Origin of the sequence: Fenollaria sporofastidiosus (assembly GCF_943169635.2) — a bacterium.
Taxonomy (GTDB): Bacteria; Bacillota; Clostridia; order Tissierellales; family Peptoniphilaceae; genus Fenollaria; species Fenollaria sporofastidiosus.
In genome coordinates this window covers 470,959-482,700 of the sequence record NZ_OW968186.1, presented here as the reverse complement: position 1 = coordinate 482,700, position 11,742 = coordinate 470,959, and the positions used below count along the sequence as shown (strand labels likewise).

Sequence of the window (11,742 nt, the reverse complement as noted above, 5' to 3'; positions counted from 1 at the left end):
TATCAAGATAGAAAGACGCATACCTAAATGATATGCGTCTTTTGTGTATATATACGTATTTATTTGTAAAACGTTTATTCACCTGAGTCGTCTCAAAACTAAGTTCGCAGAGCAAATTTACACTATTTACTAAAGATCACCTTCATAGTAGTTCCTTTTCCCATTTCGCTAGCCACATCTATAGTCCCACCCATATCTTCAACTATATGCTTAACTATGGCGAGTCCCAAACCTGTTGAGTTTGTGTTTCTGTTTCTTCCTTTGTCAACCATGTAGAAGCGTTCGAATATACGAGGAACTTCTTCTTGCGCGATGCCTATGCCGGTGTCTGTAATTTTGCTTATGATATTATCGGCGCGTCTTTCTACTGTTATGGTGATTTTGCCGCCATCTTTATTGTACTTGATTGCGTTTGATATCAAATTCCTGTAAAGCTCTGAAAGCATGCCAAGCGGCACTTTTTTCGTAAGTCCTTCTTCAATATGGCACTCGAGCGATAAATTTTTCGCATCAATTTTTCCTTTATACAGCTTTAGTATGCCATCTATGCACTCTTTAATCGAAACTTCTTCTTCGCATTTGAGCTGTGGTTTTTCGTCAAGCTTCGATATCAATATGATGTTTTCAATAAGCCTTAGCATTTGACCTGCTTCGTCAAAGATGATGCCGGAGAATTTTTTGATGTCTTCGTCCTTCACCATGCCATTCTTAATTAGCTCTGCGTAGCCCGATATCGATGTGAGTGGACTCTTTAGCTCGTGTGAAACGTTCGCAGAAAATTCGCGTCTAAGCCTTTCTGCCTTCTTCTCGTCATTCACATCAAGTACAAGCATGATGATACCTGTAAGTGTGCTACCGCTCTCAATAGGCGAAAGGTAAATTTTTAGGCTGTCTTCATCGGACATAAGCTCGAAGCTTGAAGCTTTATGCGTTTCTCTTAAAGTATTTAATTTATCCGAAACTTCTTGACTTCTTGTAAGTCTCACGACATCCATATCGATGTAATTACTTTGCATATTGGCCTTAAATAGCCTCTTCGCCGCCTCGTTTAACTGAAGAACTTTTAGCTCTGGATCAATTAAAACTAGCCCTTCGTTCATGTTACGAAGTATCTCACTTACTGTTGCTTCCTTAGTTTCAAGCCTTTCGATATAGTCTTTGATATCTTTATTTTTTCTCTCTATAGTTCTTATGAATGGACTTAGCTCGTCGTAAACATCAAGCTTTTGGGTACTAAAATCATCTCTATGAAGGTGCTCTGACGCATAGTCGATGGGCTTAAGTAGTTTATCGACAAGTTTTTTATTTACTATGACTAAGACCATAATCAAGATGATTGACATAAGTAGAATTAGTGGCACTGTCTTCATAAACTGCGAGAGTATGGACTCTGTTTGCTTTGAAATTCTTACTACGTTTCCATCTTGCATAAGCTGTGCGTAGTAGTAAGTGTCTTTACCAAGCGTATTTGATAGCCTTACGTCCTTGCCAACTTTGCCAGCAAGTGCTTCTTTAATCTCTTTTCTACCCGCATGGCTCTCCATATTTTTTGGATCTGTAAAATTGTCATAGATGACCCTTCCATCAGGGTCCACTACTGTCACACGGATATTATTTTTAAATGTGCCAATATTTTCAAGTGCGTCCAAATCTATGCTCGAGGCAAATTTCAATTCATCTTGCAAATCTCTTAGCTCGTTTGCGCTAGTATTTTTGTAGATTAAAAAAACTGTGAATGAAACGCTTATTAATATCGCTAGAAAAAAGCAGATGGCGTAGGTGATATTTAATTTTTTCTTCATTTAGCATCACCAACTTTGTAGCCAAGGCTTCTGATAGTCTTGATTATGCCTTGATATGGCTCAATCTTGGATCTAATTGAGGCGATGTGAACGTCAACGGTTCTTGTTTCTCCTTCAAAATCGTAGCCCCAAATCTTTTCTATAAGTCTATCTCTAGTCAAAACGATGTTTGGGTTTGATAGTAAAAAGTAGAGTAGCTCGAATTCTTTATATGTTAGAGAAATTTCGCGTCCATCGACTTTTGCGATTCTTTTTTCGTAGTCAAGAGTTATGCCTGCGTACTCAAGGACCTCGCCTTCACTTACTTTGCTGCGTCTAAGTAGGGCTCTAACTCTTGCCAAGAGCTCCAAGACGCTAAATGGCTTTGTGATGTAGTCATCGGCACCTCTATCAAGGCCTGTAATCTTATCAAACTCACTTGTTTTTGCTGTTAGCATTATCACAGGGATATTCTTTAGTGCAGCATCTTTTTTCATTTTATCAAGTATTTCAAGGCCGCTCATACCAGGCAGCATGATGTCGAGCATTATAAGTGTTGGCGTCTCTTTTTTAAGCGCGAGAAATAATTCATCGCTATTCTCAAAGCCTTCAGCCTTGTAATTTTCATTGTGCAGAGCATATAGAACTAATTCTCTAATGCTTCTGTCGTCTTCAACTATATAAATCATAGTTCCTCCTACTCATAGTGCTTTGCTGTGATTGAAAAAACGCTCCAGTCCGCGATAGCCTCTGCGTTGTCGCCAATCCTTTCGAAGTACTTCGCTACTTGAATTATGTCTATGAGCCTTAGAGCGCCCTCTTTTTTCTCGCTAATCTTAGTGGCGACTTCATTCATAATGTGACTGAACAAGTCGTCAATCTTGTCATCAGAGGCGATGACCTTGTAGCTCTCTTCCAAGTCGCCAGTGATAAAGGCATCAATCGCGCTCTTAAGCATTTTCTTAGTTGATAGGCACATATCCAAAATCTCTTCAGTGAAGTCTTCGAGTGCATTTGTGAATTTTAAAAGGCCAGCGACCTCAATCACGTGGCCGCCAATCTTTTCAATATTTCTAATGATATTCAAAGTTGACGAGACAAACCTTAAATCCTTTGCAACGGGTTGCTGCGTCGACATAATCTTAAGGCAAAGCGTTTCGATATCTCTACTAAAGCCGCGTATTTCTTCATCTTTTGCTTCGAGCACACTTAGCTTATCCGCTAAATCAGAGCTATCTGGCGCCTCTTCGATGATGACCTTCATATCCATCAGCATTTTTTCAACTGTAGCACTATATAAAATGATTTCGTTTTTTAAATTTTCTAACTCGTTAATGTATCTTGTTCTTACCATGATTATACCCCTTTTTTAACCGAAACGACCAGTAATGTAGTCTTCAGTTTTTTTATTTTTTGGATTTTGGAAAATGGTGCTCGTTTGATCCGATTCGATTATTTCTCCTTCAAAAAAGAAAGAGCAAAAGTCCGATATACGAGCAGCTTGCTGCATGTTGTGTGTCACTATGACTATGGTGTAATGGTCCTTAAGTGAGTCGCATAATTCTTCAATCTTAGATGTAGATATTGGGTCAAGGGCCGATGTTGGCTCGTCCATAAGTAAAACTTCTGGCTCAACAGCTAGCGCCCTTGCTATACATAGTCTTTGTTGCTGCCCTCCAGATATTTGAAGCGCATTTCTCTTTAATTTATCCTTTACTTCGTCCCAAAGAGCAGCGCCACGTAGCGACCTCTCTACGATGATGTCAAGGTCTTTTTTCTTTTTTATCCCGTGCACACGAGGACCATAAGCAATGTTATCATAGATAGACATGCTGAAGGGGTTTGGCTGCTGAAAAACCATGCCGATCCTCTTGCGAAGCTCGTTCACATCTACCTTTGGCGCGTAGATGTCTTCGCCATCTAAAGTGATCTCGCCAGTAATCTTAACGCCATCTACAAGGTCGTTCATGCGATTTAAACTCTTTAGCATAGTTGACTTACCGCAGCCAGATGGACCAATGAAGGCCGTTATCTTGTTCTCGGGCATTGTTATTGACACGTCTTTTAAAGCCTGAAAATCACCATAAAAGAGGTCAACGTTTTTAACTTCAATTTTATTCATTATTTACTCATAACCTTTCTTGATAATTTTGTTGATAGCATGTTAATGATGACGACCACTATCAGTAATATGAAGGCAGTCGCAAAACTTTCTTCAACGTGAAAACCTTCTTCGCTCAAAGAGTACATGTGGAGGGCCAGTGTCCTGCCGGATTGATTTAAGGCAGTCGGTAGGCCAGTAGTGTTACCTAGAGTGTAGATAAATGCGGCTGTTTCGCCGACTATCCTTCCTATCGCAAGTATTATCCCAGCCAAAATTCCGTTCATGGCTGGAGGCAAAACTACTTTAAATATGGTCGAGAGCTTTCCTGCGCCTAAACCATAAGATGCCTTTCTAAACGAGTCAGGCACACTAAGAAGCGCCTCTTCAGATGTTCTGATTATAATTGGCAAAACCATAATGATGGCGGTTAACACGCAAGCAGCCACACTGTATTGCATTTGTAGTTGATAAACGAAAAGGATCAGGCCAAAAAGTCCGTAGATGATGGAGGGTATCCCTGCTAGTGACTCTGTTCCAAGCCTAATTAGTCTAACGACTTTAGAGCCTTTATTCGCGTATTCACTTAGGTAGATGGCGCTCGCGACTCCTATGGGCACGGCGGCCACAAGAGTCAAAACGACTACCATTAGCGTAGTGATGAGGCTTGGCAGCATTGATACGTTTTCTGTTGTGTACTTAAACGCAAAAAGTGACAGCCTTAAGTTTGGTATGCCATTGATAGAAATGTAGAGGATTATGAAGATAAGCACCCCTAATGTAAAGTAGGCAGCGGTCTTAATCAAGATTTTTAAAAATTTACTCATAATTCTTCTCACTTCCTTTTATAAAGTAGAAAATAGTATTAATTATCAAAATAAAGATAAATAGAACCATGGCTGTCGCGATAAGCGCTTGCAAATGCTTTGGCGTCGCGTATGCCATCTCTATAACGATGTTTGTTGTTAAGGTTCTAACGCCTTGTGTAAGATGGGTTGGTATTCTTGGCTGATTGCCTGCAACTAAGTAAACTGCCATAGTCTCGCCGATGGCTCTACCTATACCTAAGATGAAAGATGAGATGATGCCGCTCTTTGCAGCGGGCACCACTACTTTAAATATGCTGATTTCCTTGCTTGCGCCTAAAGCTACCGAACCTTGATAGAAGGATTTGGGGACGGCTCTTAATGATGAATCGCAAATCGATATTATCGTTGGAAGTATCATTATTCCTAAAAGTAGGGAAGCCGTTATTATATTCATGCCGTCGCCGCCAAATGCACTTCTTATAAGTGGCACCATAACTACTAGAGCGAAGAAACCATATACAATTGAAGGTATGCCTGCCATGAGCTGAACAGCGGGTTCAAGTATTTTGTATATATTTTTATTGGCGTAAAATGCCATGTAAATGGCTGTTAAAAGGCCTATAGGTAGACCTATAATTATCGCGCCAAGTGTTGTATATACAGATCCTACGACCATGGACACTATGCCATAAGAGGCAGGAACGTTTCTAGGCGCCCAAGTTTTGCCAAATAAAAATGCTTTAAGTCCGTACTCTTTTACAAAAGGTATGCCTCTTGAAAAAATGAAGTAGCATATCAAAAAAAGAGCAAAGACTGAGATAAGAGAGATGATGAAGAAGAAATACTTCATGAAAGTCTCTTTAAAGTTTTTATTCATAATTACTCCTTATATAATTATGGAGGGCGCTAGGGCCCTCCTCGTGTAGTACTAATTTATTTTAATTATTTAATGTCGCCCCAAGTTTTGATATCTCCTACGAAGATGGCTTTGATTTGATCAAGTGTCAAGTCTTCTACTGCGTTGTCATTATGAACTATAACAGCGATACCATCTTTTGCGATAACTACATTTGTTAATTCTGCTTTTTCCTCGTCAGATAGGTCTCTTGAAGCCATACCTAGGTCAGCTGCGCCTTGTATAGCAGCTTGTATACCAGCAGATGAGCCAGTTGCTTGTATTTCAATCTTAACTTCTGGGTACATCTCCATGTATTTTTCAGCAAACTTTTCCATAAGAGGAGTAACAGAAGTTGAGCCGCCTATAACAAGCTTACCACTTTGAGAATTTTGTTTGTATTCAGCTGCTGCAGTGTCAACTTGCACGTATTTGTTTTCAAGAACCATTTCTTGACCTTCCTTAGACATCATAAAGTCAAGGAAGTCCTTCTTAAGTCCGTTTAGCTCGCCTTTGTAAACAATGTTGAATGGTCTTGCAATCTTATATGAAGCGTTTAGAACGTTTTCAGCGCTTGCTTCTACGCCTTCAACCTTGACAGCCTTAACGCTATCGTTTAAAGAGCCTAAAGAGATGTAGCCGATGGCATTTTTGTCGCCGTTAACAGTCATTAGCACAGCGTTAGTAGATTTTTGAACAACAGCGTCAATAGTTGTTTTGTCAACCTTTTGGTCGCCGTCTTTTTCTTCTATGCCAGTGATTTCGATGAAGGCTCCTCTAGTACCAGAACCGTCTTCTCTTGATATTACAGTGATAGGTTCGTTAGAAGCTTCAGGTGCTTTTTCTTCAGTTTTTTCTTCTGTTTTTGTTTCAGTAGCTGTTTCCTCTGGTTTATCCTCGCCCTTAGAGCAAGCTACTAGTGATAGAGCTAATACAAGTACTAGCATTAATGAAATTAATTTTTTTGTCATTTTAAATAACACTCCTTTAAATGATTTTTACAAGTTGATTATAATGGGGGAGTGTTAAGAGTGTGTGTTTGAATTGTAAAGAGTTTGTAAAATATGTAAAATTTAGCGAATTTTGCACATCAAAAATTGTTAAGTCCATGCACCAAGAGAACGAGTGAAACGAAGTTTGATTGGCTATGCATGCCTTATGCCAGAGTTTACAAAGAGACGGAACGTTAGTGAACGTCGATTTGATTAAACTTACGGCTTTCCTTCGCTTGCTGGTCTACGAAAACTGATAATTTCTAAGCTTACTCACCTGTGGTCTCATATCCGTTCGCTGCGCTCAGCTAGATGAGCCCAGAAGAACCTCGTTCTTAAGAACGAGAACCTTGGTGCAAGACACTTGGGCGGTTCGTTGCGCCAAGAAATTAAAACAGTTTTCTCCGAATGCTGCGCTCGTGAATAACAATTTTCTCACTAAAATGCTTCGTATTTATATTGATTAAGAAAGGCGCTGCTTTTGGAACATATCTTTTCTCACTAAAGACAGTTTTCTCCGAATGCTGCGCTCGTGAAATATTTTTCTCAATATGCACCTAGCCTCCCACTATATAGTACGCAAGCAAAGAAAAAAGCAAGCACAATATGTACTTGCTTTGCTATATCTTGAATTTTTATTTTGAACATGGGAGTCATACATCGAAAAGTGCATCTCTCGCTTGCTTGTGTATGAAGTTTGTCTTGTTAATCGAAAAGTGTATTACTCGTGACTTAGGCTTCTCAAATTGGAAATTTCTAAAAGCTCACTCACTTGCAAAACCATATTCGTTCGCTACGCTCAGCTAGATGGTTTTGGAAGAACCTCGTTCTAAAGAACGAGAACCTTGGTGCAAGACACTTGGGCAGCTCTCTTCGCTAATAAATTTCACAATTTGTTCAGATGCGTCACTTCGTTAATAACACTTTTCTCTTATTTGATAGAGAAGACAAAATTTAATTCCTCCCAATGACTGCGCTCGTTAAAATCACTTTTCTCAATATCTTCCGCCACAGATATATTTCTTCAATCGAACCGCCACAAACAGATTTTTTGGAGCGATGAAGAACCTCGTACTTATCGTACGAGAACCTTTGCGCTATGATGGATAAGGCGAAGTGAATTAAATATTTAAAAATAATCCATCCACAACCGTAAGTTCTTGAAATAAAGAAGAACCCCGTCTGTAGACGTGAACCTTTACGCTATGATGGATTTTGCGCTATACACATATTTTCTTCAAATGAACCGCCGCATACAGATTTTTTGGAGCGATTTGATTCACGGGACGAAGTGGAACGTAGCGACCGACCGACATCGTACAAACGCGTACGTTGAGGGAGGGCGCGCAGCGAACGAGTTTCGTGGGCAAATCGAACGAAAAATCCTACGAAGGCTATCTTCCTCCTCCTCCACTACCACCGGATGAGAATCCTCCGCCGCCACCATGCGACATCCCTCCTCCTCCGCCATGTGAGGCGCTGGATCTATTGCTATGGTAGGCGTGGTTTACGGATGAACCTACGTTATTCACAACGTGGTACATAATCACTGGGTCTAGTCCTCTATAGCCTGCGTATGTGTAGCTTGGGTTTATGCTCTTGAACTTCTCCAAGACTTTATCTCCCAGTCCAAAGAGTGTTGCAAGGACTAGGTAGTCATCCCACAAGTAGGCTTCGACTAGCTCTCTTTCATTAATCAGTGTGAAGTCTTTTAAAAACTTGATGAAGCCCAGCTGCTTAATCGCGTCTTCGCGGCCGCGCTCTGTGTATACATTGTAGCTTGAAAGCATAAAGCCTGACTTCCTATATATAAGATCTTCCCTTGTAGCAGCACTAAGTGCATTCTCTTTGTAGCTCTTTACGAACTTTTCGGCGACGCTTCCGCGCTCGAAGGCTCTAACAAGCTCATCGTTTCTTAGCACGAGGTCGTCACCTGAGGCGCTCGTAATCATCTTATACAGCCAATCTTCCATGACATCGTCTGTCACGGGTGCCTTGACTATCTTGAAGCAGTCTTCTAAAACGTCTTTTTTGAATATCAGCCCTTTAATGAACTTCTCCTTAACTAGCTCGATGTTGCCGTCTTTGATCCACTTTAGGAAGTATGCCGCAACAACATTATCGATAGTAAAGTCGCTCCTTACTGTGTATATGGCTGAGTTTAAAAGTATATCGCCATCCAGCGGCAAGTCGCGGTAGTAGCCAATATCGCTTGGCAAGCGGTTTTCTGATCTGCACCTAGTCTTTGTAATTATGCCCATAATCGATGAGACGATGGACATAAAGATTATGAAGATGATGGGTAAAACGACTGGATTAGCAGTGCCAATGAATCTCGTGAAGAAATTAGATCTGCCATAGTTTGGATAATAATAGTCGTCATTATCAGCAGGAACTTCTGCAGGAACTTCTGTTTCTATATCATCATCACGACTACCATAGTCCGAGCCTTCTAAGGCAGCATTCTTAAGCTCTTCAAAGCTGCCGCTACCCTCACTAATGGGGTGTATGATGCCTTTTTCAAGACCGAAGAGAACTGTTAGGTGACTCTCGGAACTGAAGTCTGCTATCTCGTTCACGACGACTTTGCCACCTTCAAAGACTATGGGCGCGTCTGAACCGAAGCCCCATACGCGTGCGTTATCCTTTGTGATCTCGCCACCATCAAGGCTTAGCTCGAAGGAGACCTTCTCTGGCGCAGGATCCATCATATCATTGACAAAGCGTATGTTGAAGCCGTCCATGTCGGAAAAGCTTTGCGCCGCTCTGTACATCTTGTAGCTAAGTGTGTAGGTCTTGTCCTTGTTTAGCTCTGTTTTACCAAAGCATAGCTCGACTCCGTCCGCTGTGCCATGTAGACCGCACTTGCGCGCCTTCTCAGCTAAGGTCCAGTCGACGTTCCAATTGCTGACTGTCTCGTAAGCGCCATCTTCATCTGAGACTTTGAAGTCCATGATGACTATGTCACGCATGTGGCTCTTCGGTATGAAAAACTCGGTGCCTGAACCGGCCCTTGCCTTCCACGTCTCTTCTACCATGAGCGAGCCGTCGTCCATAAGTCTGGCCTTGATGTCTATCGAGTGGATCTCGTCTGAGGATGCGTAGCTATTAAAAGAGAAAATTATGATGATGGCTGCGGCGATGCATGCCAAGAGCCTTCTCATTATCTGAACTCCAAGTTTGGCATGTCTTTCTTGTTGTCATCGACAACTAAGTAGTCTTTCGCGTTAATGCCTAAAACGCCTGCAACTATGGATGAAGGGAACATCTTCACAGCTCTGTTAAGCTTTGTAACGCTGTCGTTGTATACCATGCGGCTGACTCTAACTTTGCCTTCGTAGTCGTTAATCGAGTCCATGGTCCTAGTGTAAAGCTCTGATGCCTTAAGCTCAGGGTAGCTCTCTGCAACGGCATTAATCCTTGATAGTGCGCTTCCTAGTAGCGCTTCGCCTTCACTCACGCCTGCGGCTGATTTTGCGCTCGCGCTGCGCTTATCAATGATGGCTGAAAGTGTCTCGAACTCGTGCTCTGAGTAGGACTTAACTGCACTAGCAAGTGCCTTTAATGCGTCCCAACGCGAGTTAAGGTTTACCTCGATGTTTGCAAGAGCGTTGTCAATGTTTTCGCTTAGGAAAACGAATTTTCTTTGCTCTGAAATGAAGAATAGTGCCACAAGTGCAAGCACTATAAGAATAATTGTTATTATTGGCATAGTATCACTCCTTTTTATTTTGTATTAATATTGTACCCAAAAAGAAGTGGAACTACTTAATAATTGTCCATTTGTGACAATAATTATTTTAGCAAAACCATAAGCATATGTGTTATAATTATCTTACATAAGAGGTGTATTATGAAAAAGATAAAAGACATTATTAAGACTATAGAAAAGGCAAAGCACGCCGTCGATAACATGGTGCAAGGAGAGGACGCTGCAAGTGAAGACTGTGGTAGACCCATCATCTTCATACCAGGCATCATTGGTAGTGAGCTCTTTAGTATAGACGAGGCTCTAGTTGGCGAAGAAGAGCGCAAGGTCGGCATGATTGCGCGCGAGAAGGAGGCTCAGGCAAAGAGGCTGTGGCTACCCTTAAACTATGACAAAGAAGAGCTAAACAGGGACCTTAACATCAAAAACGAGGCTTATGGTCTGCAAGAGGGCGACCTTAGGTATGCGAAGATCTTCGATAGGCACACAGGACCTGGCGCGTCGTATGCGATGCTTTTTAACGCGCTTATAATTAATTTTCCGAAAAGACCCATCTACCTTTTCTCCTACGATTGGCGTAAGTCAAACACAGTTACTAGCGAGAAGCTTGCGGAGTTCATCAAGAGCGTTGCAGGAGCGAGGGGCAAGGTCGATATAGTTGCGCACAGCATGGGAGGCCTTGTGAGCGCCCACTATATGCACGAACACTCGCACAGAGTCGAAAAGTATATATCTTTTTGTACGCCGTATGAGGGAGCGCCGCATGCCTACAACGAGATGAGCAGTGGCAATATTTTAGGCGGCGTTGCGGACATCGTCTTGGAGAAGCTCTTTGGCATAGACCAAGAGGTTGTTGAGGACTACGAGGGACTTGTGGAGCTATATCCAACGGATAAGATGCTGAAGGCCTACCCATACCAATGGATTACAGACGAGAAGGCCTTTGACGATTTGGCTTCGAAGAAGTACAAAAGCTACGATGATATGCTTGAGGCGCTGCACAGAAAGGCTGCGTCGGCAAATGTCAGCGTGAAAGATGTAGAGTCTCGCATGAAGGACTACCTCGGCAAGACACGCTTTGACCGCTTTACAAAAAATGCAAAGAGCTACAGAAGGTACAAAAGCTTCTCGGGTCATGTAAACTTACTTAAGCGCGACAAGTCCATGTTCATAGTGGGGGAAGGCATCACAACGCAAGTTTCAGGCTGCTACAGAAAGGACGAAGACGGAAGTCTTGTATTAAAGGCGATGCTTACTAAGGAAGGCGACGGACAAGTGCCACTTTACTCTGCATGCATGGGGCTAAGGCTTGAGGAGATGGATGCTGACACAAGAAAGAGGTTCAAGGTAATGAAGGGCACACACATGGGCATACTTATGAACATCAAGGCTCTTGAAATTATGTGTAATTTTTTGAAAGATAGATAGATATCTAAGAGAAGTGGGCGAGATGTC

The 11,742-nt window shown here is 41.8% G+C and carries 10 protein-coding genes; 1 reads left to right on the top strand and 9 read right to left on the bottom strand.

Translation table 11 applies throughout. The annotated features are described in order from the left end of the window. Positions 1-122 precede the first annotated feature (122 nt). The 9 genes from KO172_RS02315 to KO172_RS02275 form a co-directional block, all read right to left on the bottom strand. Positions 123-1,802 carry a sensor histidine kinase gene (locus KO172_RS02315; protein WP_215491955.1) on the bottom strand — a complete coding sequence of 560 codons (1,680 nt, stop codon included), beginning with the start codon at positions 1,800-1,802 and terminating at the stop codon, positions 123-125. Continuing rightward, complete coding sequence (locus KO172_RS02310; protein ID WP_215491954.1) at positions 1,799-2,470, bottom strand: response regulator transcription factor; 672 nt, start codon at positions 2,468-2,470, stop codon at positions 1,799-1,801. The genes KO172_RS02315 and KO172_RS02310 overlap by 4 nt, the downstream gene beginning before the upstream one ends. 8 nt (positions 2,471-2,478) lie before the next feature. Next, complete coding sequence (gene phoU / locus KO172_RS02305) at positions 2,479-3,135, bottom strand: phosphate signaling complex protein PhoU (protein ID WP_215491953.1); 657 nt, start codon at positions 3,133-3,135, stop codon at positions 2,479-2,481. Positions 3,136-3,150: 15 nt separating this feature from the next. After that, a complete protein-coding gene (pstB, locus tag KO172_RS02300) occupies positions 3,151-3,903 on the bottom strand; it encodes a phosphate ABC transporter ATP-binding protein PstB (RefSeq protein ID WP_215491952.1) in 753 nt (250 codons plus the stop codon). Continuing rightward, on the bottom strand, positions 3,903-4,709 hold the full coding sequence (pstA, locus tag KO172_RS02295) for a phosphate ABC transporter permease PstA (RefSeq protein ID WP_215491951.1): 807 nt from the start codon (positions 4,707-4,709) through the stop codon (positions 3,903-3,905). The genes pstB and pstA overlap by 1 nt, the downstream gene beginning before the upstream one ends. After that, complete coding sequence (gene pstC / locus KO172_RS02290; RefSeq protein ID WP_215491950.1) at positions 4,702-5,568, bottom strand: phosphate ABC transporter permease subunit PstC; 867 nt, start codon at positions 5,566-5,568, stop codon at positions 4,702-4,704. The genes pstA and pstC overlap by 8 nt, the downstream gene beginning before the upstream one ends. Before the next feature lie 65 nt (positions 5,569-5,633). Beyond that, positions 5,634-6,557: a substrate-binding domain-containing protein gene (locus KO172_RS02285; protein ID WP_215491949.1), complete on the bottom strand. Its 924-nt coding sequence runs from the start codon at positions 6,555-6,557 to the stop codon at positions 5,634-5,636. Positions 6,558-7,972: 1,415 nt separating this feature from the next. Then, positions 7,973-9,742 carry a DUF2207 family protein gene (locus KO172_RS02280; RefSeq protein ID WP_215491948.1) on the bottom strand — a complete coding sequence of 590 codons (1,770 nt, stop codon included), beginning with the start codon at positions 9,740-9,742 and terminating at the stop codon, positions 7,973-7,975. Further along, positions 9,742-10,290, bottom strand: a complete 549-nt coding sequence (locus tag KO172_RS02275; RefSeq protein ID WP_215491947.1) for a LemA family protein — start codon at positions 10,288-10,290, stop codon at positions 9,742-9,744. Before KO172_RS02275 ends, KO172_RS02280 begins: the two co-directional genes overlap by 1 nt. Positions 10,291-10,431: 141 nt before the next feature. Here KO172_RS02275 and KO172_RS02270 point away from each other — a divergent pair, with 141 nt between their 5' ends. Further along, a complete protein-coding gene (locus tag KO172_RS02270) occupies positions 10,432-11,715 on the top strand; it encodes an alpha/beta hydrolase (RefSeq protein WP_215491946.1) in 1,284 nt (427 codons plus the stop codon). Positions 11,716-11,742: the final 27 nt, after the last annotated feature.